Genomic DNA, 23,778 nt, shown 5'->3' on the forward strand with positions numbered 1-23,778 from the left:
TCACCAGTTGGTCCATCGGCCAGACGAAGTGTTCACCCGATGTCCGCGCCCGTGATCGGTTCCCGTCCCGTCCCGCAGGAGCGGCGGACGACCAGCCGCGTCGGCAGGTGGACCGGCGGCGGCGGGGGACCGCCGTCGATCATGGTCAGGATCGCGGCCGCGGCGGCCGAGCCGAAGCCCGCCTTGTCCTGGGCCACGGTCGTCAGCCCCGGGCTCATGAGCCCGGCGATCTCGATGTCGTCGAAGCCGACCACCGCCATGTCCTCCGGCACCCGCAGCCCGGCCGCCGTGACGGCGGTGATCGCGCCGACGGCCATCTCGTCGCCCGCGGCGAACACCGCCGTCGGCGGCACGGGCAGGGCCATCAGGCCGCGCATGGCCGACTCCCCGCCCGCGCGGTAGAAGTCACCCTCCACAATGTACTCCGGGCGCGGCGGGATTCCCAGTTCCGTCAACGCCTTCGCGTACCCCGCGAGCCGTTCCGCCGCGGGCAGGTTGCCGCGCGGCCCGGTGATCGTGGCGATCCGGTCGTGGCCGAGCCGGTGCAGCAGGCGCACGGCTTCCCCCGCGCCCGAGGCGTTGTCGGAGGTGACGTACGTGGCCTGGTCGCCGACGACGGGCACATCCAAGGCCACGCAAGGCAAGCCGGACTGCGCGAACGCCGAGAACGCGGGCCCGTCGCCGCCGCTGTCGATCAGCACCAGCCCGGCCAGGTGGTGCCGCCGCACCATGTTCACGTAGCCCACCGGATCGGCCAGGGACGCGCCCACCGCGCGCCGCTCGCTGGTGGCCAGCATCAGCAGGTGGTAGCCGCGCACGCTCAGCGCGGACTTCAGCCCGATCAGCAGGTCCTGCAGGAACGGGTGCCGCCACCCCGCCCGCCGGTGGTCGGTGTCCCACACGAGCCCGACCATCGTGGAGCGCTTGGTCGCCAGCGCGCGGGCCGACTCGTTGGGGCGGTAATCGACCTCCCTGGCCATTCGCTCGACCAGTTCGCGGGTTTTCTCGCTGACCGAGGCCGGATTGTTGAATACCCGGGACACCGTCGCCAGCGACACTCCGCACAGCTGGGCGAGGTCTCGGATCGTCGTCATGCGCCCAGTATGGCCCTTCCCCTCACTGTAACCGGTTACATCACCGTAGCCAGGGGTCCCAGCAGCGTCAACGCATCACGGTCGTTACCGTTCTGTTACTTGACTTCGGGCCGTCGCCCGACTCTCATGGTGAGGACACGGCCGCCGCTGGGACCGGGTGGCGCATTCGCCGTGCGAGTCCGAAGAATCGGCGCACAAGCGCCATTCCGTCCTGCCGGAAAACGAATGGAGACACCCGTCCCATGGTTTCCCTCACCCGGCTGCGCCGCGCGTTGGGCGCGGCGGCGGTCGGCCTGCTCGTCTCGGGAACGCTCGCCGCGTGCGGCGGCGACTCCTCCGACAAGACCCAGATCACCGTCGGCCTGTTCGGCAACTTCGGCTACGCCGACCTCTTCGCCGAGTACGAGCAGGCCCACCCCGAGATCGACATCGTCGACCGCACCGCGTCCTACTCCGACCACCACAAGAACCTGGCCGCGCACCTGGCCACCGGCAGCGGCGCCGCCGACGTCGAGGCCGTCGACGTCGGCTACATCAACCAGTTCAAGGAGACCCCGGAGCGCTTCGTCGACCTCAACTCCAAGGGCGGCAACCGGCTGCAGGACCGCTGGCTCGACTGGAAGTGGTCCGGCTCGCTCGGGCGCGACGGCCAGCAGATCGGCTACGGCACCGACGTCGGCGGCCTGGCCATCTGCTACCGCCGCGACCTGCTCGAAGCCGCCGGCCTGCCCGCCGACCGCGCCGAGGTCGCCAAGCTCTGGCCCACCTGGGACGCCTACATCGCCGCGGGCAAGCGGTTCCAGGCCAAGGCGCCCGACGGCGTGCGGTGGATGGACGGCGGCCCGTCGATGCTCAACGCCATCGTCGGCCAGGCCACGGTCGGCTACTACGACACCACCAACAAGATCGTCCTGGGCGACAACCCGGAGATGAGGAAGGCCTGGGAGCTGACCATGTCGGCGGTCGACAGTGGACTGTCCGCCGGGCTGCTCTACAGCACCCCGCCGTGGAACACCGGGTTCAAGCAGGGCCAGTTCGCCACCGTCACCTGCCCGGCCTGGCAGATGACCAAGATCAAGGACCAGGCCCCCGAGACCTCGGGCAAGTGGGACGTCGCGCCGGTCCCCGGTGGCGGCGGCAACTGGGGCGGCTCCTACCTGACCGTCCCGGCGCAGGGGGAGAACATCGACGCCGCCGTCGCGCTGGCCGACTGGCTCACCGCCCCCGAGCAGCAGGCCAAGGTGTTCGTCACCGCGGGCAACCTGCCCTCGGCGCCCTCGCTCTACGGCGAGCAGTCCATCGCCGGGCACACCGACCCGTTCTTCAACGACGCCCCCGTCGGCAGCCTGTTCACCCAGGCGGCCCGCGCGCTCAAGCCGCAGTACCAGGGCCCGCGCGCCGGGGACATCCAGACCGCGCTCGGCCAGGCCGTCCAGCGCGTCGAGCAGGGTAACCAGGCCCCGGACGAGTCCTGGGCGCAGGTCGTCAACGACGTGTCGCGGCTGGAGAAATGAGTCGGGCACACCGCTGGGACGTCAAGCTCTCGCCGTACCTCTACGTCGCCCCGTACTTCCTGATCTTCGGTGTCTTCGTCCTGTTCCCGCTGCTCTACACCGGCTGGGTGTCGCTGCACGAGCGCACCCTGCTGGAGGAGGGCGGCGGGACCTGGGCGGGCCTGGACAACTACGCCCGCCTGCTGTTCGAGGACCCGTACTTCTGGAACGCGATGGGCAACACGCTGAGCCTGTGGCTGCTCACCACCGTCCCGCAGATCGTGCTGGCCCTGGCAATCGCGAACCTGCTCAACCACCGCATCCGCTCGCGCACGATGTTCCGGATGGGGGTCCTGCTGCCCAACGTCACCTCGGTGGCGGCGGTGACCCTCATCTTCGCCCAGCTGTTCGGCCGCGACTTCGGCCTGGTCAACTGGGTGTTGGGCATCTTCGGCGCCGGGGAGATCGACTGGCACGCGGGCACGGCCAGCTCGCACGTGGCCATCGCGGCGATGGTGGTGTGGCGCTGGACCGGCTACCACGCGCTGATCTTCCTCGCCGGTATGCAGGCCATCCCGCGCAGCGTGTACGAGGCGGCCACGATCGACGGGGCCGGGGCGTGGCAGCAGTTCCGCTCGATCACCCTGCCGATGCTGCGCCCCGTGCTGATCTTCTCCACGATCATCGCCACCACCGGCAACATGCGGCTGCTCGCCGAGCCGCTGCTGTTCGCCCCCGGCGCGGGCGCCTACACCGGCGGCTCCGACCGGCAGTTCCAGACCGTGGCGCTGTACCTGTACGAGCAGGGGTTCCAGCTCTTCGAGTTCGGCTACGCCTCGGCCATCGCCTGGCTGCTGCTGGCCGCGACGCTGCTGGTGACCGGGATCAACTACCTGATCACCCGCCGCATCCGGACCGAATAGGACAGTCATGACCCTGTTGCAGGACGCTCCAGCGCCGCCGAGGGCCCGGCGGCGGCCACGGCTGCCCCGGGTGAGCCCGTGGGTCTACGCCGGGCTGCTCGCGGTGCTCGCGGGCTCGGCCTTCCCGGTGTACTGGTCGCTGGTCGTCTCCTCGCAGACCAACGACAAGGTGGACTCGCTGCCGCCGGTGCTGGTGCCCGGCGGGCACCTGTTCGCCAACATCTCCCGCGTCTTCGACCAGACCGACTTCGCGGTGGCGATGCTGAACTCGTTCGTCATCTCGGGCACGATCACCGTCTCGGTGGTGGCGTTCTCCACCCTGGCCGGGTTCGCCTTCGCCCGGCTGCCGTTCCGGGGGCGCTCGGCGCTGCTGGTGCTGGTGGTGGCCAGCCAGGCCATCCCGCACGAGCTGGGCGTCATCCCGCTGTACATGATGATGAGCGAACTGGGCTGGGCCGGGGAGATCCACGCGGTGATCGTGCCGGGCCTGGTGACCGCCTTCGGGGTGTTCTTCATGCGCCAGTACCTCGACCGGGCGATCCCGATGGAGCTGCTGGAGGCCGGGCGCATGGACGGCTGCTCGACGCTGCGGCTGGTGTGGCACGTGGTGCTGCCCGCCGCCCGGCCCGCCGCCGCCGTCCTCGGGCTGTTCACGTTCATGCAGGCGTGGAACGACTTCTTCTGGCCGCTCGTGGTGCTAACGCCGGAGAACCCGACCGTGCAGACCGCGCTGTCGGAGCTGGCATCGGGCTACACCACCGACTACACCCTCGTGCTGACCGCGGCCACCCTCGCCACGGTGCCGGTCCTGGCGATCTTCCTGCTCTTCGGGCGGCAGATCGTCGGCGGCATCATGCAAGGCGCGATCAAGGGCTGACCCCCTTTGGAGACCCTCTTTCTTGGAGACCACGTGAGCATCGACGCATCCGCCCCCGACGACTTCCCCGCCGACTTCGTGTGGGGCGTGGCCACCTCGGCCTACCAGATCGAGGGCGGGGTGGCCGAGGACGGCCGTGGACCGTCCATCTGGGACACCTTCGCCGCGCGGCCGGGCGCGACCAAGGACGGCCGCACCGGCGAGGTGGCCTGCGACCACTACCACCGCTGGCCCGAGGACCTCGCCCTGCTGAGCAGGCTGGGGGTGGGCGGCTACCGCTTCTCGATCGCGTGGACGCGGGTGCAGCCCACCGGGCGGGGCACCCCGGAGCGGCGCGGCATCGACTTCTACCGGCGGCTGGTCGACGAGCTGCGCCGCCGCGACATCGAGCCGTTCGTGACCCTGTACCACTGGGACCTGCCGCAGGGCTTGGAGGACACCGGCGGCTGGCGCGCGCGGGACACCGCCCACCGCTTCGCCGACTACGCCGCCCACGTCCACGGTGAGCTGGGCGACTCGGTGCGGTTCTGGACGACGATGAACGAGCCGTTCGTCTCGGCGGTCGCGGGCTACGCCGAGGGACGGCACGCGCCCGGGGCGCGCGAGGGGCACGGCTCCCTCGCCGCCGCGCACCACCTGCAGCTGGGCCACGGCCTGGCGGTGCGGGCCATGCGGGAGCAGGCGCCCGCCGGGCACGCGTTCGGCATCGTGCTGAACCAGTCGCCCACCGTGCCGGTCGGCCCCGGCGGCGCGGACGCGGCCCGCCGCTTCGACCTGCTGCTGCGCAGGCAGTTCACCGAGCCGCTGTTCGGCGGGGCGTACCCGGCCGACTACGCCGAGACGTTCGGGGCGATCAGCGACCTGTCCTTCCGCCAGGACGGCGACCTGGCGGTGATCGGCACGCCGCTGGACTACGTCGGCATCAACTACTACTACCGGCGCCACGTCGCCGCCGCCCCCGCCGCCGAGCCCGACCCGTCCCGGCGCACCGCCGACGACCTCGGCGTCGACGTGACCCGGCTGCCCGAGGTGCCCCGGACCGGGCTCGGCTGGCCGATCGAGCCGCACGGGCTGGTCGAGGCGCTGACCGACCTGACCGCCCGGTACCCGGACCTGCCGCCGGTCTACCTGACCGAGAACGGCTGCGCGTACCCGTCGCCGGAGGGACCCCCGTACGACGACCCGGAGCGCGTCTCCTACCTGGCGGCCCACCTCACCGCGCTGCGGGAGGCGATCGCGGCCGGTGTCGACGTGCGCGGGTACTTCCACTGGTCCCTGCTGGACAACTTCGAGTGGGCGCACGGGTACGGCCCGCGCTTCGGGCTCGTCCACGTGGACTACTCCACTCTGGAACGCACCCCGAAGTCCAGCTTCGACTGGTACGCCAAGGTGATCAGCGGCCAGAAGCGGGCCTAGCGGTATCTCAGACCGCGCACCGCAGCGGGCCGCCGTTCCAGGTCATGGCGTCGGCGAAGGCGGCGAGCAGGTCGACGGGCCCGGCGCCCGCGTAGGCGCGGTGGAGGTTGAGGACGAGGCGCTCGGGGTCGGGCCAGTCGGCGAACTCGCCGAGGTCGGCCCCGGTCGCTGCCTCCAGCGGCGACTTGCCCTCGGCCTTGCCCGCCTCGGCGGTCGCCAGCACGAAGCGGTAGTAGCGCTCGTGGGCGGCCAGCACCGGCGCCAAGTCCTCGATGATCGGGCCGTGACCGGGCACGACCGTGCTCGCGCCGAAGTCGTCCAGCCACTGCAGCGAGCGCAGCGCGCCGTCGAGGGAGCCCATGAGGACCATCGGGGTGATGCCGTGGAAGAGCAGGTCGCCCGCGAACAGCACGCCGCTGTCGGGCAGCCAGGCCACGACGTCGCCCTCGGTGTGCGCGGGGTGGCCGGGGTGGCGCAGCTCGACGCGGTGCTCACCGAGGTGCAGGGTGAGCCGGTCGTGCACGACGACGCTCGGCGCCCGGACAGTGGCCACGCCGAACTCCGGCGTCGGCGACCAGACCGGCGGGGTGACCGTCAGCAGGGTGTCGGCGAGCAGGCCCTCCCGGGTCTTCTCGTGCCCGATGATCGCCGTCTCCGCGGGCAGCAGGGCGTTGCCGTAGCAGTGGTCGCCGTGCAGGTGGGTGTTCACCGCGAACCGGATCGGCGCGGCCCCGGCGACCTCGCGCACCGCGGCGAGGAACCGCTCGGTCCGCTTGCGGGTGGCACAGGTGTCCACCAGCGCGACCCCGTCACGCCCCCGCACCACGCCCGCGTTGTTGATCCACCACGTGCCGTCGGACTGCACCCAGGCGTGAACGCCGTCGCCGATCTCGGTCAGCCCCACTGGCCACCTCCCCTTTCGCCGGTCGCCGTGAGGCTACCGGCGATGCGCCCCGGCGGGGAGGGGCGCGTCAGGCCCGTGTGACCGGCGCCGGGCCCTCACGCCCGCGGGTCGCGCAGACCGAACTCCTGGGTGGTTCCCAGGTAGGCCGCCCACGCGCCGCGGTCGTGGTTGCTGATGACGACGACGGTGGTGGCGGCCGCGCGGTGGTGGGCCACGACCGCGGAGACGCCGGGGTCGCCGCCGCCGTGGCCGAGGACGGCGACCTCGCCGTCGTCGAGGTTGAGGAGCATCCCGTAGCCGTACTGCTCGTCGTCGTCGGACGGCGGGCCCTGCGGCCTGGTCATCTGCCCGCGCAGGTCCGCGCCCACCAGGGTGTCGCCGAGGATGGCGTCGACGAGGCGGGCGAGGTCGGGGGCCGTGGTGATCATCCCGCCGTCGGGCATGCCGGTCGCGGTGACGCTGAAGATGTTCGAGCGCCAGGTCTCGTAGGGCGCGTCGCTGTGCAGGTAGCCGGTGGCGAGGCGGACGGGGTCCTCGTCGAGGGCGTCGAAGGCCGAGTCGGACATGCCCGCGGGGGACAGCACCTCCGCCGCGACCACCTCGGCGTACGGCTTGCCCGTGACGGCCTCGATGACCAGGCCGGCGAGGAGGAAGTTGACGTCGCTGTACTGGTAGCGCTCACCCGGCTCGGACTGCGCGGGCAGGTCGGCGAAGAGCGGGAGCATGTCCGCGGCCCGCCGGATGTGATAGGTCGGGACGCGGTCCCAGCACGCGATGAACGAGTCGTGGGTCTCGTCCTCGTCGTCGAAGTAGTTGGTGAGGCCGGAGGTGTGGGAGAGCAGGTGGTGCAGGGTGTGCCGGTCGGTGAGGGCCGCGGGCCGGTGCTCCTCGGGCAGGATCTCCACCAGCGGCTGCCGCAGCCCGAGCGCCCCCCGCTCGACCAGCTTCAGGGCCGCCGCCGCCGTCACCATCTTCGTCACCGACGCGACGGCGAACCGCGTGTCCTCCCGCACGGGGACCCCGTGACCCCGGTGCGCCGTCCCACCGGCGTAGGAGAACACGGGCGCGCCGTCGCGCCACACCAGGACGACACCGCTGAACTCGTGCCGTCCTACCCGCCCGTCAAGCCACTGCCGGAGTTCACCCATCCGGCAATGGTGGCAGTGGCCCGACGCGGCGGCGACCGAATTTCCTCAGTGGCCGACCTGCCGGCGGCCGACCTGTCAATGGTGAATCCGTCAGTGGCCGATCCCGAAGGTGGCGTCCTGGCGGTCGGTCGCGGTGGAGATGGGATCGATGCGCAGGGCGAAGCCCGCGTGGCGGAGGTGGTGGGTGGGGAAGTTGTGCGAGCGGAACGACGTCCACGACGACGCGGCCAGGCCGGGGACGCGGTGGAAGGTGGCGTCGGCGCGGAAGGCCGCCGTGCCGTCGTTCGGGGCGAGGACGATGGCGTGGTCGGCGTGGCGGAGGTGGCGGCCCGGGAAGTTGACCGACTCGAAGGAGACGCCCGCGGCGTCGGCGAGGCCGGGCACGAGGCGCCACTGGGAGTCGGCGTGGGGGTCGAAGGGGTAGGGATCGATGCGGGCGGCGTTGTTGGCGTGGCGGATCAGGTGGTCGGGGTAGTTGTAGGACTTGATCCGGTGCCACGCGGGCGCGCCCCAGTGGGAGAGCAGGTTGGCGTGCTCGGTGGCGGTGATCGGCGCGATGGTGGGGTGTTTGGCGTTGAGCGGCTGGGTGTATTGGGCCTTGGTGAGCGGGGTCCAGGCGTCGGCGTTGATGTCGCCGCTGCGCCAGGCGTACAGCTCGCCGTTGACGGGGGAGAAGCTGTCGCCCCACAGGTGCCACTCGGTGCGGTCGTTGGCCTTGACCACGATCGGCGCCTCGATGCCGCCGGTGACCACGCCCCGGGTGTAGGTGGTGAAGCTGCGGGGGTTCAGCGTGCTGGACCGGGCGCCGTAGAGGCGCCCGTCGACGAAACTCTTGTAGTACAGGTAGTTCGCGCCCGCGCCGACGTGCACCGTCCCGTCGAGCACGTTGAAGCCGGGGTCGAAGAACACCTGTGGGGCGCCGATGGTGACGAAGTCGCTGGTGTAGTTGACCCACAGCGCGTCGCGGCCGCCGCTGTTGGCGGAGTAGACGATGCCGTACTGGCCGCGCGCGGCGTCCCAGAACGCCTCCGGCGCCCAGGTGTGCGTCGGCATCGAGTGCATCCGCAGGCGCCGGTAGCCGGTGAAGGAGCGCAGGTCGGCGGAGTCCCAGGCGTGGATGTACTGGTTCTGCTGGGTGAAGTCGGTGCCGGTCAGGTCGGTGGCCAGGACGACGAACCCGCCGGTCTGCCTGCGCAGGATGAACGGGTCGCGCAGCCCGCGGGTCCCCGCGGTGGGGGTGGCGACCGGGTTGTTCTGGTTGAGCGGGGTCCACGTCAGGCCGTCCGGGCTGACGGCGAGGTGCAGGGCGTAGCGGTTGGCGGTCCGGGAGGGCGACTCGGTGAAGTAGCCCATCACGTATCCGGCGTACACCGGGGCGGCCGTGGCGGTCCTGGCCAGGCCCGCGAGCGCGAGCGCGGACATTCCGCCCGCCAGCAGGGTGCGTCGTTGCAGCATGGGGGGCCTTCCGGGAGGGCGCCGGTGGCGGTGGCCGCCACCGGCGCGGGGGACTCAGCTCGCCGGTTCGCCGGAGGGGGCGGCGAGGACGGCGCCGAGCCGCACGGGCGTGCCGAAGTTGGGGGTGCCGTCGGCGTTCCAGGTGAACTTCTGGGCGCGGGTGGAGCGGTTCATGTCGCAGCCGCCGCCCGCGGAGTCGTTGGCGTGGTAGACGATCCAGTCCTCGGTGCCGTCGGGGGACGTGAAAAACCCGTTGTGGCCGGGCGCGAAGACCCCGTTGGCGTCGCTGCGCTGGAAGACCGGGTTGGCGGACTTGGTCCAGTGGGCGCGGTTGAGCGGGTCGGCGCCGGTCAGGGTGAGCAGGCCGAGCTTGTAGTCCGGGCCCCAGCACGCGCTGGCCGAGTACACGATCATCACCCGGCCGTCGCGGTACAGCGGCTCGGCGCCCTCGTTGACCGGGTGGGTCTGGCGCTCCCAGGCCAGGGTGGGCTGGCTGATCGTCCTGCGGGCGCCGCTGATGGTCCACGGGTTGCTCAGCGGGGTGATGGTCAGGCTCTGGCTGCCGTCGATCGCGCTGCCCATCAGGTACAGGTTCCCGTTGACGCGCAGGATGCTCGGGTCGAGCTCCCAGGTGCTGCCGAGGTCGGCCTTGAAGCTGTAGGGGCCCATCGGGTCCGAGCCCGCGCTCTCCAGCACGTGCAGCCGCTGGGTCGGGTTGAAGTCCGGGACGTTCTGCCCGGCGACGTAGTACAGGTACCAGCGGCCGTTGACGAGGTGGAACTCCGGGGCCCACATGTTGCAGCAGCCGTTGGGCCTGGTCAGGTTGAACACCACCGTGTCCGGCGCCGTGGCCAGCCCGGCCAGCGTCCTTGACCGGCGCATGGTGATGGTGGAGTTCCAGGTGGTGGTGGCGAGGTGGTAGTAGCCGTTGTGGTGCTGCAACCACGGGTCCGGGCCGTTGCGCTTGATGGGGTTGGCGAACGTCCCGGCCGGGGTGGTCCCTCCCACGCGCTCCAGCCGCCACTGCTGGTTGGCGCCGTTGAGGTCGGCCCACTGCACCACCCGGGCGCCGTCGGCGGTGGAGAAGTTGTAGACGTCGAGGGCTTTGCTGCTCTTGCGGTTGATCAGGCGCACGTGCCCGTCGGCGCTGTCGGCGAGCCGGAACTGCTGGTTGGTGGCGTTGCTGTCGGCCCACTGGACGAGGTTCGCGCCGTCGGCGGTCGAGCCGCCGGAGATGTCGAGCACCTTGCCGCTGTGGCGGGACCTGAGCCGGTAGTGGCCGCCGCCGGAGTCGACGAACTGCCACTGCTGCCAGGCGCCGTCGTTGCGGGCGTACTGCACGATCTGCGCACCGTCACTTGTGGACAGGTTGTAGACGTCCAGGGCTTTGCCGCTGTTCCGGTTCACCAGGACGTACCAGGCGGCTGGGTCGACCACGGCGGCGGACGCGGCGGGCGCGGTCAGGGCGAGGCCGGTGCCGAGCATGGCCGCCGTCGTGGCGAGGACCATGCCCGCGCGCAGGCGCCGGGAGAGGGAACGGACTGTCACGCTCGCTCCCATCTAGGACCACGTCCAGCGCTGGTTGGCCTGGCCGTTGCAGTTCCACAGGACGAGGGAGGTGCCGTTGGCGGTCCCGCCGTCGAAGGCGTCCAGGCAGAGTCCTGACTGGACGGAGCGGATCGTCCCGTCGCCGCCGAAGGTCCAGCGCTGGTTCGCCTGCCCGTTGCAGGACCAGGTGATCACCCGCGTGCCGGGTGCGGTGGCCGCGCCCTCGGCGTCCAGGCACAGGTTCCCGAACACCCGCACCTCGCCGCCCGCCCACCTGGTCCACAGCTGGTTGGCCGCGCCGTGGCAGTCCCAGACCAGGGTGGTCGCCCCCGGCGCGGAACTGGCGTTGTCGACGTCGACGCAGCGCCCGGACGCGGTACCGCGCAGGCTGGAAGTGGTGTTGGCCAGGGTGCTCCCGCCGCTGACCCGGAACGCGGCGACCCCGTGCGCCGCGACGCTCGCCGAGACCTGGCCGCTCGTGGTGGTGGCGGAGCCGGTCCACAGGTCGGTCACGGTGAAGGAGCCGCCGCTCAGGCCGATCTGCGCCGCGGTGGTGCTGATGGTCGTGCTCGCGCCGCCGCGGTTGAACAGGCCGACGGCGACCGAGCCATCGGCGAGCGCCTTGGCGAAGACCTCGGTCTGGCCGTCGTCGCGCACGCGGCGCCCGCCCGCGCCCAGCGGGTCCTGGTTGACCGCGAGCAGCCGCGGGTTGCGCAGGATGGCGCTGACGTCGGCGGACATGGTGCGGATGTCGTTGCCCGCCATGAGCGGCGCGGCCATGAGCGACCACAGGGCGAAGTGGGCGCGCGACTCGGTGAGGCTGAGGCCGGGCCGCCCGACGACGAGCATGTCGGGGTCGTTCCAGTGGCCCGGTCCGGATTGCGCGGCGAGGGGGGCGTTGATGTCGATGACGTTGCCGACGCCCATGGGGTAGCTGTTGGTGTTGGCGTTCTGCCAGATGTCGAGCAGGTCTTCTGTGGTGCGCCAGAGGTCGGCGACCTGGCCCCAGTTGTACTTGTCGCCGGTGATGGCGTGGAAGCTGTTGGGGTTGATGCTGTAGACGATCGGGCGGCCGGTGGCGCGCAGGGCGTCGCGCATCAGGGTGAAGCGGGCGACCTGCTCGTCGCGGGTGCCCTCGGGGGAGCACCAGTCGTACTTGAGGTAGTCCACGCCCCACGCGGCGAACTGCCGGGCGTCCTGCGCCTCGTGGCCCGCGCTGCCGGTGGAACCGGGGTGGGTGCCCACGCGCTGCGCGCAGGTCCGCTCGGTCGGGACCTGGTAGAGGCCGAACTTCAGGCCACGGCCGTGGATGTGGTCGCCGAGGGCCTTCATGCCGCTGGGGAAGCGGGTCGGGTGCGCCCGCAGGTTGCCCTGGGCGTCGCGCTGCGGGTCGAACCAGCAGTCGTCGACGACGACGTACTGGTAGCCCGCCGCGCGCATCCCGGAGCTGACCATCGCGTCCGCCGCCTGGCGGATCAGCGTCTCATTGATGTTGCAGCCGAAGGTGTTCCACGTGTTCCACCCCAGCGGCGGCGTCACGGCCGGGCTGCCGGGGGCCGCGGCGGCGGGCGGGCTCGGCGGCGCCATGAGCACCGTCAAGCCCGCCAGCACGGCGGCGAGGATGTGCGGGAGACGTCGGTGAACACGAGCGGGCATCGTTGCCCTCCTTGGGTGCTCAGGATGTGTTAACGCTAACAACACTTCCCTGAAACAATCAAGGTCTTACTGGGCAGTACTCGTGTTAGCGCTAACCGAGCTTGCCGTTGCGGCGGACGATGAGCCGCTGCAGCGCGATGAAGGCGAGCAGCAGCACGCCAATCACGATCTTGGTCCACCACGAGCTGAGCGTGCCCTCGAACGAGATCAGGGTCTGCACGGTGCCCAGCACCAGCACCCCGACGACGGACCCGACGACGTAGCCGAAGCCGCCCGCCAGCAGCGTCCCGCCGATCACCACCGCGGCGATGGCGTCCAGTTCGAGGCCGACGCCGTGCAGGCTGTAGCCGGAGAGCATGTAGAGGCTGAACAGCAGCCCGCCCAGCGCCGAGCAGAGCCCGCTGACGACGTACACCCCGACCTTGGTCCGGCCGGTCGCCAGGCCCATCAGCCGGGCGGAGGACTCGCTGCCGCCCACGGCGTACACCGTGCGCCCGAAGCGGGTCAGGTGCAGCACGTAGACCGCGGCCAGGACCACCGCGACGGCGATGAGCACGCTGTAGGTCAGGGTGACCCCGCCCGGCAGGGTGACGACCTCGGTGGCCACCGCGCGGAACGCCGGGTCCTTGATGGACACCGACTCCACGTTGATCACGAAGCACAGCCCGCGGGCGAGGAACATCCCCGCCAGGGTCACGATGAACGGCTGGACCTGGAAGTGGTGGATCACCAGCCCCATGAGCAGCCCGAGGGTGGACCCGGCGGCCAGCACGGTGAGCACCGAGAGCCACGCGGGCCACCCGGCCTGCAGCGTGGCCGCGGCGATCATGGTCGACAGCGCCACCACCGACCCGACCGACAGGTCGATGCCGCCGGTGAGGATCACGAAGGTCATCCCGACCGCGACCACGATGAGGAAGGCGTTGTCGATGAACAGGTTCGCCACGACCTGCCCGGAGGCGAACCCCTCGTAGCGGATCGAGCCCGCGCCGAAGGTCACCACGAACACCACGAAGGTGGCGATCACCGGCAGGAAGCGCGCGGGCAGCCGCGCGGGCGCCAATGCGGTCACTGGCTGACCTCCAGAACTGGCCGACGACGCCGGGCGATCCGCGGCGCCTGCAGCAGGCACACCGCGATCACCACGATCGCCTTGAACACGAGCGTGACGTTGGTCGGCACCCCGATGGTGTAGACCGTGGTGGTCAGCGTCTGGATCACCAGCGCCCCGACCAGGGTGCCCGCGAGGGAGTACCGCCCGCCCGCCAGCGAGGTGCCCCCGATGACGACGGCCAGGATCGCGTCCATCTCGATCCACAGCCCCGCGCTGTTGGCGTCGGCGGCGCTGACGTTGGAGCTGATCATCAGCCCGGCCACCCCGGCGCAGAGCGCGGCGAAGACGTAGACCGTCCAGATGATCGTCCGCGAGCGCACCCCGGCGAGCCTGCTCGCCTCGGGGTTGACCCCGACCGCCTCGATCAGCATGCCCAGCGCGGTCCGCCGGGTCAGCAGCGCGACGCCGACCAGCACGGCCAGGCTGATGATGATGGCGATGGGCAGCACCAGGAAGCCGGTGCCGACCTGGCGGAACAGGTCGCTGTCGACGGTGACGATCTGGCCCTCGGTGATCAGCATGGCGACCCCGCGCCCGGCCGTCATGAGCACCAGGGTGGCGATGATCGGCTGGATGCCGAGCACGGAGACGAGGAACCCGTTCCACAGTCCCAGGAGCACGCACAGGCCGAGCGCCAGCACCATCCCGGTGACCGCGTCCCCGGTGGCGGCGATGTAGGTGCACGTGAGCGCCCCAGCGATCGCGGCGACCGCGCCGACGGAGAGGTCGATGCCGCGGGTGGCGATGACCAGCGTCATGCCGACGGCGATGAGCAGGGTCGGCGCGCCGTTGCGCAGGACATCGATGAGGCTGCCGAACAGGTGCCCGTCCTGCAGCCGGATCTCCAGGAAGGACGGGGTGACGGCGACGTTGAGCGCGATCAGCGCGAGCAGGGCGACCAGCGGCCAGAGCAGTCGGTTCCTCACGACACGACCGCCTGTTCCCGCGGCTCGGTGTGCGCGGCGATCAGGGCCATGACCTCGTCGACGCCCGCCTCCTGGCCCGACAGCTCGGCCACGATGTGCCGGTCGCGCAGCACGACCACCCGGTCGGACACCCGGATCACCTCCTCCAGCTCGGCGGAGATGAACAGGACCGCCATTCCCTCGGCGGCCAGGTCGGCCACCACCTTCTGGATGTGCGCCTTGGCGCCGATGTCGATGCCGCGGGTGGGCTCGTCCAGGATGAGCAGCCGGGGCTTGGTCACCAGCCACCTGGCCAGCAGCACCTTCTGCTGGTTGCCGCCGGAGAGCGTGCCCACGATGGCGTCGGGGTTCGCGGGCCGGATGTCGAGTTTGGCCACGTACTCCTCGACCAGCGCGTCGGCGGCGCGGCGGGGGAGCGGGCGGGCCCAGCCGCGGGCGGCCTGCAGGGCCAGGACCAGGTTGTCGCGGACGCTGAGGTCGGCCACCACGCCCTCGGCCTTGCGGTCCTCCGAGGAGAACGCGACACCCTTGGCGATCGTCGCGCGCGGCCCGCGATAGCGCACCGGGACACCGTCGATGAGCAGCCTGCCGGTGTCCGGGCGGTCGGCGCCGAAGAGCAGGCGGGCCAGTTCGGTGCGCCCGGAGCCGAGCAGCCCGGCGAGCCCGACGACCTCGCCCGCGTGCAGTTCCAGGTCGAACGGCGCTATCGCGCCCGCGCGCCCCAGCTTCTCGGCGCGCAGCACGGCCTCGGTGCCCGGCACCCGGCGCTCGGCGCGGCGCTCGACCTCGGCCAGCACGCCCAGCTCGCGGCCGATCATCGCCGAGACCAGCTCGATTCGACCCAGCGTCGCGGTGTCGTACTCGCCGACGAGCTTTCCGTTGCGCAGCACGGTCATCCGGTCGGAGATCCGGAAGACCTGGTCGAGGAAGTGGGAGACGAACAGGATCGCCACGCCGTCCTCGCGCAGCACCCGCATGATGCGGAACAGCTCGTCGACCTCGTCGGTGTCCAGGCTGGAGGTGGGCTCGTCGAGCACGAGCACCCGCGCGTCGACGGCGAGGGCGCGGGCGATGGCCACCAGCTGCTGCACGGCGATCGGGTGGCTGCCCAGCACCGAGGCCGGGTCGACGGCCAGGCCGATGCGGGCCAGCAGCTCGGCTGCCCGCGCGCGCATCGCCCGCCCATCGATCCGGCCGAGGCGGCGCGGTTCGCGGCCCAGCAGGATGTTCTCGGCGACGGAGAGGTTCGGGCAGAGGTTCACCTCTTGGTACACCGTGCTGATGCCCGCGTCCTGGGCCTGCCCGGGAGCGGTGAACGAGACCGGCGCGCCGTGCAGGCGGATCTCACCGGAGTCCACTGTGTGCACGCCGGTGAGCGCCTTGATCAGCGTGGACTTGCCCGCGCCGTTCTCGCCCATCAGCGCGTGGACCTCACCGGGGAACAGGCGGAAGTCGACGGCCTGCAGCGCCTTGACGCCGGGGAACTCGATGGACACGCCCCGCAGCTCCACCACCGGGGACTCGCTCATGTGCCTGCCTTCGTCGTGGGGGTGGGGCCGCGGTCCGGCGACCGCGGCCCCATGGTCGCCGGGGATCAGTACTTGCGCTCGGGAAGCGCGGCCTTGGCCTGCTCCTGGGTGAACGTGCCCTCCTCGGTCACCACCCGCGCGGGAACCTCCTCACCGGCGACGACCTTCTTCGCCAGGTCCATCAGCTGCTCGCCCAGCAGCGGGTTGCACTCGACGATGAAGTTGATCTCGCCCGCGGCCAGCGCCGTCATGCCGTCCTTCACCGCGTCCACGGTGATGATCTTGATGTCGACGCCCGGCTTCTTGCCCGCGGCCTTGATCGCCTCAATGGCGCCCAGGCCCATGTCGTCGTTGTGGGCGTAGACCACGTCGATGTCCGGGTTGGACTTGAGGAACGCCTCCATGACCTGCTTGCCGCCGGAGCGGGTGAAGTCACCGCTCTGGGTGGCCACCACCTTGATGTCCGGGCGGGCGGCGACGACCTCCTCGAAGCCCTTCTTGCGGTCGATGGCGGGCGCCGCGCCCGTGGTGCCCTGCAGCTCCACGACGTTGACCGCGCCCTGGCTGTTGTCGACCAGCCACTGGCCGGCCCTGCGGCCCTCCTCGACGAAGTCCGAGCCCAGGAACGTCTTGTAGAGCGTGGTGTCGTCGGAGTCGATGGAGCGGTCGGTCAGGATGACCGGGATGTTGGCGCGCTTGGCCTCCAGCAGCACGGTGTCCCAGCCGGTCTCCACCACGGGGCTGAAGGCGATGACGTCGACCTTCTGCTGGATGTAGGACCGGATCGCCTTGATCTGGTTCTCCTGCTTCTGCTGGGCGTCGGAGAAGCGCAGGTCGATGCCCGCGGCGGTGGCCGACTCCTGGATCGACTTCGTGTTGGCCGTGCGCCAGCCGCTCTCGGCGCCGACCTGGGCGAAGCCCATGGTGATCTTGTCGTCGCCGGGTGCGGCGGCGTTCTGCTCGCCGCCCTGCTGGCCGCCGCCGCAGGCGGCCAGCGCCGAGAGCAGGACCGCGCCGACGGCCGCCGTGATCTTTTTCAACACTGCGTTTCCTCCATGGTCGAACCGTGGCGCCCGCGGACGGCGGGGCGCGTGATCGCGGTCACTGGCAGCAAGAGTGAGCGTTCACAATCGACCCGTCAACCCTCTCCAAAGCACGATTTTGCATCATTGACACATCGGGCATGGGTCAGTAATGTTAACGCTCACTTTGATGGCCTGCGGCACATTGACGCAAGTGGGGGCCAAATGCGGACCGTCTGAGCAGGACAGTGGGACACTGCTGGCGGTCGTCCACGGAGGATGGCCGAAACGGTGTTATCGTTAACAACCAGTGGTGTCGTCATGATCCGAGACGAGGTTCAGGCAGTGGAGAACACGGCGGTGGGACGGGTGGCGCGCGACCCGGCCATGACGGATGTGGCCCGGCTCGCCGGTGTCTCCCACCAGACGGTCTCCCGCGTGCTCAACGGCCACCCCAACGTCCGGGAGCAGACCCGGCTGCGCGTGCGCGCCGCGGTCGAGGAGCTGGGGTACCGGCCGAACAAGGCCGCGCGGGCCCTGGTGACCGGGCGCTCCCAGCTGATCGGCGTGGTGGCGCAGGCGTCCACCCTCTACGGCCCGTCCTCGCTGCTGGCCGCCTTCGAGCTGGCCGCCGCCGCCGCGGGGTTCGCGGTGAGCGTGCGCCGGGTCAAGGTGCTCGACCGCGAGTCGATCGCCGCGGCCGTGGAGCACCACCGCGACCAGCGGGTCGCGGGCATCGTCGCCATAGCCCCCACCGCGTCGGCCAACGAGGCGCTGGCCGACGTCCCCGCGGGGGTCCCGATGGTCACTGTGGACGGCGACCCCACCCGGGAGACGCCGCTGGTCACCGTGGACCAGGTCGCGGGCGCCTACGCCGCCACCAGGCACCTCCTCGACGCCGGGCACGCCACGGTCTGGCACGTCTCCGGGCCCGCGGACTGGTTCGACAGCGCGGGCCGGGTGCGCGGCTGGGAGACCGCGCTGGTCGAGGCGGGCGCCGAGGTCCCGCCGCTGACCGCGGCCAACTGGAGCGCCGCGTCGGGCTACCTGGTCGGGCAGATGCTGTCGCGGATGCCCGAGGTGACCGCGGTGTTCGCCGCCAACGACCACCTCGCGCTGGGCATCCTGCGGGCGCTGAGCGAGCGCGGGCGGTCGGTGCCCGGCGAGGTGAGCGTCGTCGGGTTCGACGACGTCCCCGAGGCGGCGTACTTCATCCCGCCGCTGACCACCGTGCGCCCCGACTTCGACGCGGTCGCCGCGGAGACGCTGGCCCTGCTGCTCGCCCAGATCACCAGCGGCGACATCAGCCCGATGAGCCAGCGCACCATCGCCCCCGCGCTTGTCGAACGGGCTAGCGTGGCACCACCGCCGTCCCGTTAGGACGCCAGGGAGCCCCAAGGCCCCGTGACGCTGTCACGGGGCCTTCGTTGTTCACGTTCACCAACCAGTTATCTCCTAGCCGAGCCGCCCTCTTGACGCGATCGATGTTAACGATAACACTCGGCTGGACCGACGTTCCCCGCCTGACAAGGTGGCTTCATGGCCAACATCTCCGACGCGCTCGTGGTGGGTGTCGACTTCGGCACCCTCTCCGGCCGCGCCGTCGTGGTCCGCGCGCGCGACGGCGCGGAGCTGGGCACCGCGGTGCACGACTACCGCCACGGCGTCATCGACCGGGCCCTGCCCGGCTCCGGCCGCGCCCTGCCGCCGGACTGGGCGCTGCAGGTGCCCCAGGACTACCGCGACGTCCTGCGCGCCGCGGTCCCCGCCGCGATCGCCGACGCCGGGGTGGACGCGCGGGACGTGGTCGGCATCGGCACCGACTTCACCGCCTGCACCATGGTCCCGACGACGGCCGACGGCACGCCCCTGTGCGAGCTGCCCGAGTTCGCCGAGGACCCGCACGCCTACGTCAAGCTGTGGCGCCACCACGCCGCCCAGCCGCAGGCCGACCGGATCAACCGCCTCGCCGCCCGGCGCGGGGAGAAGTGGCTGCCCCGCTACGGCGGCCTGATCTCCTCGGAGTGGGAGTTCGCCAAGGGCCTGCAGGTCCTGGAGGAGGCCCCGGAGGTCTACGCGGCGATGGCGCGCTGGGTCGAGGCCGCCGACTGGATCGTCTGGCAGCTGAGCGGCACCTACGTCCGCAACGCCTGCACCGCCGGGTACAAGGGCATCCTCCAGGACGGCGAGTACCCGTCGGCGGACTTCCTGGCCGAGCTGAACCCGGCCTTCGCGGGCTTCGTCGCCGAGAAGGTCGAGCACCCGATCGGGCAGCTCGGCCACCGCGCGGGCGGGCTCACCGCCGAGGCCGCGGCCTGGACCGGGCTGCCGGAGGGGATCGCGGTCGCGGTCGGCAACGTCGACGCGCACGTCACCGCCCCCGCGGCGCGGGCCGTCGAGCCCGGCCAGATGGTGGCGATCATGGGCACCTCCACCTGCCACGTGATGAGCAGCGACGTGCTCCGCGAGGTCCCTGGCATGTGCGGGGTGGTCGACGGCGGCATCGTGCCCGGCCTGTGGGGCTACGAGGCGGGCCAGAGCGGGGTCGGCGACATCTTCGCCTGGTACATCGACAACCAGGTCCCGCCGCGCTACCACGACCTGGCGCGCGAGCGCGGGCTCTCGGTGCACGAGCTGCTCTCGGAGCTGGCCGCCGAGCAGAACGTCGGCGAGCACGGCCTCGTCGCGCTGGACTGGCACTCGGGCAACCGCTCGGTGCTCGTCGACCACGAGCTCTCCGGCCTGGTCCTGGGCCAGACCCTGGCCACCCGCGCCGAGGACGTCTACCGGGCGCTGCTGGAGGCCACCGCCTTCGGGACCCGCGTCATCATCGACGCCTTCACCGACTCGGGGGTGCCGGTCACCGAGCTGATCGTGGCGGGCGGCCTGGTGCGCAACCCGTTCCTGATGCAGATCTACGCCGACGTCACCAACCTGCCGCTGTCGACCATCGGCTCGGCGCAGGGCCCGGCGCTCGGCTCGGCCATGCACGCCGCGGTCGCCGCGGGCGCCCATCCCGACATCCGCGCCGCGGCGGCGTCGATGGGCTCGCTCGGCGAGACCGTCCACCACCCCGTCCCGGCCAATGTCGAGGCGTACGAAGGGCTCTTCGCCGAGTACGCCGACCTGCACGACCACTTCGGCCGGGGTGGCAACGACGTGATGCGCAGGCTCCGCGCGATCCGCCGGGCCGCGGTGGACGGGGGGAAGTAGATGCCGGAGGCACTGGCGGCCCTGCGCCGCACGGTCGCGGACCTGCACCGCGAGCTGACCCGCTACGGGCTGGTGATCTGGACCGCGGGCAACGTCTCCGCGCGGGTCCCCGGCGCCGACCTCATGGTCATCAAGCCCTCCGGGGTGTCCTACGACGACCTCGGCCCGGACGCGATGGTCGTCACCGACCTGCACGGCGTCCTCGTCGAGGGCGAGCTGGCCCCGTCGTCGGACACCGCCGCGCACGCCTACGTCTACCGGCACATGCCGGAGGTGGGCGGGGTCGTGCACACGCACTCGCCCTACGCCACGGCCTGGGCCGCGCGCGGCGAGCCGATCCCGTGCGTGCTGACCATGATCGCCGACGAGTTCGGCGGCGAGGTCCCGGTGGGGCCCTTCGCGCTCATCGGCGACGACTCGATCGGCAGGGGGATCGTGGAGACCCTGCGCGGCAGCCGGTCCCCGGCCGTGCTGATGCGCAACCACGGCCCGTTCACCATCGGCCGCGACGCGCGCGCGGCGGTGAAGGCCGCGGTGATGGTGGAGGACGTGGCCCGCACCGTCCACTTCGCACAGCAGCTCGGCACGCCCGCGCCCATCGATCCCGCGCACGTCGACCACCTCTACGAGCGCTACCAGAACGTCTACGGGCAGTGAGCCCACGAGGGGGAACCCGCATGTCGTCCAAGCCCCAGGTCTGGTTCCTGACCGGCAGCCAGCACCTCTACGGCGCCGAGACGCTGGCCCAGGTAGCCGAGCAGTCCCAGCAGATCCAGCGGATGCTCGCCGAGTCCGGGCGCATCGGCGCGGAGCTGGTGTGGCAGCCGGTGCTCACCGACGCCGCCGCCATCCGCGCGGTGATGCAGGCCGCCAACACCGACCCGGACTGCGTCGGCGTGATCGCCTGGATGCACACGTTCTCGCCCGCCAAGATGTGGATCACCGGGCTCGACGTGCTGCGCAAGCCGCTGCTGCACCTGCACACCCAGCTCAACGCCGCGCTGCCGTGGTCGTCCATCGACATGGACTTCATGAACCTCAACCAGGCCGCGCACGGCGACCGCGAGTTCGGCTACATCCAGACCCGCATCGGGGTCGCCCGCAAGACCGTCGCGGGCCACGCCTCCGACCCCGCCCTCGCGGGCCGCATCGACGGGTGGGTGCGCGCCGCCGTCGGCCACCACCACATGAAGAGCCTGCGCCTGGCCCGCTTCGGCGACAACATGCGCGACGTCGCGGTGACCGAGGGCGACAAGGTCGAGGCCGAGCTGCGCTTCGGGGTCAGCGTCAACACCTACGGCGTCAACGACCTCGTCGCCCTGGTCGACGGGGTGGCCGACGACGAGATCGACCTGCTGGTGGCCGACTACGCCGACACCTACCGGCTCGCCCCCGAGCTGGCCCGCGGCGGCGGGCGGCACGAGTCGCTGCGCTACGCCGCGCGCATCGAGGCCGGGCTGCGCCGCTTCCTCACCGAGGGCGGCTTCGGCGCGTTCACCACCAACTTCCAGGACCTCGGCGGGCTGCGCCAGCTGCCGGGCCTGGCCGTGCAGCGGCTGATGGCCGACGGCTACGGCTTCGGCGGCGAGGGCGACTGGAAGACCGCGGCCCTGCTCGCCGCGGTCAAGGCGATGGGCGCGGGCACCGGGGCGGGCACGTCGTTCATGGAGGACTACACCTACCACTTCGGCCCCGGCGAGCCGAAGATCCTCGGCGCGCACATGCTGGAGGTCTGCCCCAGCATCGCCGCCGACCGGCCGTCCTGCGAGATCCACCCGCTGGGCATCGGCGGCCGCGAGGACCCGGTGCGGCTGGTCTTCGACGCCGAGCCGGGCCCCGCCGTCGTCGTCGGGCTCGCCGACCTCGGCGACCGCTTCCGGCTGGTCGCCAACGAGATCGAGGTCGTCGCCCCGGACGAGCCGCTGCCGAACCTGCCCGTGGCGCGCGCGGTGTGGCGGCCGAGCCCGTCGTTGTCGACGTCGGCGGAGTGCTGGCTCACCGCGGGCGGACCGCACCACACGGTGCTCAGCAAGGCGGTGGACGCGTCGGTGCTGCGCGACTTCGCCCAGATGGCGCACACCGAGCTGCTGCTCATCGACGGCGCCACCACCACCGACGACTTCGCCGACCGGCTGCGCTGGAACCAGGCGTACCACCGACTGGCGCAGGGCCTGCGCTGACGAACGGCGCTGACGAACGGCGCTGAATGACGGTGTCGCGCGACCACGCAGGCGGACACGCTGGAAGACGGCACCACGGGACCACCGATGCTCAGCGCTGGATTACAACGTTGAAGGACGACGTTGAAGGACGAGGAGAAACAATGAGGTTTCCACCCAGGCCCGCACCGATCGCCGCGCTGTTCGCGGCCGGGCTGGTGCTGGCGGGCTGCGGCTCGTCGGTCAAGACCGCCGACGAGGCGCCGCAGTCGACCGAGGGCGCCCTGGTCGGGGTGACCATGCCCACCCGGTCCTCGCAGCGCTGGATCCACGACGGCGACAACATCAAGGCCGCCCTTGAGGAGAAGGGCTACAAGGTCGACCTGCAGTACGCCGAGAACGACATCCCGACGCAGGCCAACCAGATCGAGAACCAGATCACCAAGGGCGCCAGGGTGCTGATCGTGGCCTCCATCGACGGCACGGCGATCACCTCCCAGCTGCAGCAGGCCGCCGACGCCAAGATCCCGGTGATCTCCTACGACCGGCTCATCCGCAACAGCCCCAACGTCGACTACTACGCCACCTTCGACAACTTCAAGGTCGGCGTCGAGCAGGCGAACTCGCTGCTGACGGGCCTGAAGCTGCGCAACGCCGACGGGGGCGAAGGCGAGGCGAAGGGCCCGTTCAACATCGAGCTGTTCGGCGGCTCGCCGGATGACAACAACGCCACCTTCTTCTTCAACGGCGCCATGTCGGTGCTCCAGCCGTACGTGGACAAGGGCACGCTGGTGATCAAGAGCGGGCAGAAGGACTTCGCCACCGTGGCCACCCTGCGCTGGGACCCGGCCACCGCGCAGCGGCGCATGGAGGACGTCCTCACCTCCACCTACCAGGGCTCGCGGGTGGACGGCGTGCTCTCCCCGTACGACGGGCTCTCCATCGGCATCCTCTCCGCGCTCAAGAGCAGCGGCTACGGCTCATCGGCGCAGCCCCACCCGGTGGTGACCGGGCAGGACGCCGAGGTCGCCTCGGTGAAGTCGATCATCGCCGGTGAGCAGTACTCCACCATCCACAAGGACACCCGCGAGCTGGCGAAGGTCGCGGTCGCGATGGCCGACGCGGTCCTCAAGGGCACCAAGCCCGAGGTCAACAACGAGAAGGACTACGACAACGGCGTCAAGGTCGTGTCGTCCTTCCTGCTGCAGCCGGTGACCGTGGACAAGGCCAACTACAAGCAGGTGCTGGTGGACTCCGGCTACTACACCGCCGAGCAGCTGAGGTAGTGGTGAGCGCCGACA

General features: G+C 71.2%; 19 protein-coding genes. 9 read left to right on the forward strand and 10 right to left on the reverse strand.

Going from position 1 to position 23,778, the window contains the following annotated elements:
* Positions 1–32: 32 nt before the first annotated feature.
* Positions 33–1,094: a LacI family DNA-binding transcriptional regulator gene (locus ACTG9Q_RS25355; protein WP_455575394.1), complete on the reverse strand. Its 1,062-nt coding sequence runs from the start codon at positions 1,092–1,094 to the stop codon at positions 33–35.
* 242 nt (positions 1,095–1,336) lie between these two features.
* Here ACTG9Q_RS25355 and ACTG9Q_RS25360 point away from each other — a divergent pair, with 242 nt between their 5' ends.
* The 4 genes from ACTG9Q_RS25360 to ACTG9Q_RS25375 are packed head-to-tail and all read left to right on the forward strand — an operon-like array spanning position 1,337 to position 5,803.
* A complete protein-coding gene (locus ACTG9Q_RS25360; RefSeq protein WP_455575395.1) occupies positions 1,337–2,608 on the forward strand; it encodes an ABC transporter substrate-binding protein in 1,272 nt (423 codons plus the stop codon).
* The gene (locus ACTG9Q_RS25365) at positions 2,605–3,510 is read left to right on the forward strand and encodes a carbohydrate ABC transporter permease (protein WP_455575396.1); all 906 of its coding nucleotides are present in this window, start codon (positions 2,605–2,607) and stop codon (positions 3,508–3,510) included. The genes ACTG9Q_RS25360 and ACTG9Q_RS25365 overlap by 4 nt, the downstream gene beginning before the upstream one ends.
* 7 nt (positions 3,511–3,517) lie before the next feature.
* The gene (locus tag ACTG9Q_RS25370) at positions 3,518–4,387 is read left to right on the forward strand and encodes a carbohydrate ABC transporter permease (protein WP_455575397.1); all 870 of its coding nucleotides are present in this window, start codon (positions 3,518–3,520) and stop codon (positions 4,385–4,387) included.
* Positions 4,388–4,426: 39 nt separating this feature from the next.
* A complete protein-coding gene (locus ACTG9Q_RS25375) occupies positions 4,427–5,803 on the forward strand; it encodes a GH1 family beta-glucosidase (protein ID WP_455575531.1) in 1,377 nt (458 codons plus the stop codon).
* Between the two features lie 7 nt (positions 5,804–5,810).
* On the opposite strand, the gene ACTG9Q_RS25380 is transcribed toward ACTG9Q_RS25375, so the two are convergent.
* From ACTG9Q_RS25380 to ACTG9Q_RS25420, 9 genes are all read right to left on the reverse strand, one after another.
* Complete coding sequence (locus ACTG9Q_RS25380; RefSeq protein ID WP_455575398.1) at positions 5,811–6,707, reverse strand: MBL fold metallo-hydrolase; 897 nt, start codon at positions 6,705–6,707, stop codon at positions 5,811–5,813.
* A 95-nt stretch (positions 6,708–6,802) separates the two neighbouring features.
* Positions 6,803–7,855, reverse strand: a complete 1,053-nt coding sequence (locus ACTG9Q_RS25385) for a serine hydrolase domain-containing protein (RefSeq protein WP_455575399.1) — start codon at positions 7,853–7,855, stop codon at positions 6,803–6,805.
* Between the two features lie 90 nt (positions 7,856–7,945).
* On the reverse strand, positions 7,946–9,310 hold the full coding sequence (locus ACTG9Q_RS25390; RefSeq protein WP_455575400.1) for an AbfB domain-containing protein: 1,365 nt from the start codon (positions 9,308–9,310) through the stop codon (positions 7,946–7,948).
* A 54-nt stretch (positions 9,311–9,364) separates the two neighbouring features.
* Positions 9,365–10,858 carry a family 43 glycosylhydrolase gene (locus ACTG9Q_RS25395; RefSeq protein WP_455575401.1) on the reverse strand — a complete coding sequence of 498 codons (1,494 nt, stop codon included), beginning with the start codon at positions 10,856–10,858 and terminating at the stop codon, positions 9,365–9,367.
* A 12-nt stretch (positions 10,859–10,870) separates the two neighbouring features.
* Positions 10,871–12,514 (reverse strand): glycoside hydrolase family 27 protein, encoded by a 1,644-nt coding sequence (locus tag ACTG9Q_RS25400; RefSeq protein WP_455575402.1) that lies wholly within the window; start codon positions 12,512–12,514, stop codon positions 10,871–10,873.
* A gap of 91 nt (positions 12,515–12,605) precedes the next feature.
* Positions 12,606–13,586 carry a galactofuranose ABC transporter, permease protein YjfF gene (gene yjfF / locus ACTG9Q_RS25405; protein ID WP_455575403.1) on the reverse strand — a complete coding sequence of 327 codons (981 nt, stop codon included), beginning with the start codon at positions 13,584–13,586 and terminating at the stop codon, positions 12,606–12,608.
* The gene (locus ACTG9Q_RS25410; RefSeq protein WP_455575404.1) at positions 13,583–14,554 is read right to left on the reverse strand and encodes an ABC transporter permease; all 972 of its coding nucleotides are present in this window, start codon (positions 14,552–14,554) and stop codon (positions 13,583–13,585) included. The genes yjfF and ACTG9Q_RS25410 overlap by 4 nt, the downstream gene beginning before the upstream one ends.
* Positions 14,551–16,083, reverse strand: a complete 1,533-nt coding sequence (locus tag ACTG9Q_RS25415; RefSeq protein WP_455575405.1) for a sugar ABC transporter ATP-binding protein — start codon at positions 16,081–16,083, stop codon at positions 14,551–14,553. The genes ACTG9Q_RS25410 and ACTG9Q_RS25415 overlap by 4 nt, the downstream gene beginning before the upstream one ends.
* A gap of 65 nt (positions 16,084–16,148) precedes the next feature.
* Entirely contained in the window at positions 16,149–17,126 is a 978-nt protein-coding gene (locus tag ACTG9Q_RS25420; RefSeq protein ID WP_455575406.1) for an ABC transporter substrate-binding protein, read from the reverse strand.
* A 300-nt stretch (positions 17,127–17,426) separates the two neighbouring features.
* Between ACTG9Q_RS25420 and ACTG9Q_RS25425 the strand changes: the two genes are divergently transcribed.
* From ACTG9Q_RS25425 to chvE, 5 genes are all read left to right on the forward strand, one after another.
* A complete protein-coding gene (locus ACTG9Q_RS25425) occupies positions 17,427–18,485 on the forward strand; it encodes a LacI family DNA-binding transcriptional regulator (RefSeq protein ID WP_455575407.1) in 1,059 nt (352 codons plus the stop codon).
* A gap of 159 nt (positions 18,486–18,644) precedes the next feature.
* Positions 18,645–20,318 carry a ribulokinase gene (araB, locus tag ACTG9Q_RS25430; RefSeq protein WP_455575408.1) on the forward strand — a complete coding sequence of 558 codons (1,674 nt, stop codon included), beginning with the start codon at positions 18,645–18,647 and terminating at the stop codon, positions 20,316–20,318.
* Positions 20,319–20,975 (forward strand): L-ribulose-5-phosphate 4-epimerase, encoded by a 657-nt coding sequence (locus ACTG9Q_RS25435; protein ID WP_455575409.1) that lies wholly within the window; start codon positions 20,319–20,321, stop codon positions 20,973–20,975. It abuts the gene before it with no gap.
* Positions 20,976–20,995: 20 nt separating this feature from the next.
* Positions 20,996–22,498 (forward strand): L-arabinose isomerase, encoded by a 1,503-nt coding sequence (gene araA / locus ACTG9Q_RS25440; protein WP_455575410.1) that lies wholly within the window; start codon positions 20,996–20,998, stop codon positions 22,496–22,498.
* Between the two features lie 143 nt (positions 22,499–22,641).
* Positions 22,642–23,763 carry a multiple monosaccharide ABC transporter substrate-binding protein gene (gene chvE, locus ACTG9Q_RS25445; RefSeq protein ID WP_455575411.1) on the forward strand — a complete coding sequence of 374 codons (1,122 nt, stop codon included), beginning with the start codon at positions 22,642–22,644 and terminating at the stop codon, positions 23,761–23,763.
* The last annotated feature ends 15 nt before the right edge of the window (positions 23,764–23,778 follow it).

Source organism: Actinokineospora lacus (assembly GCF_053813445.1).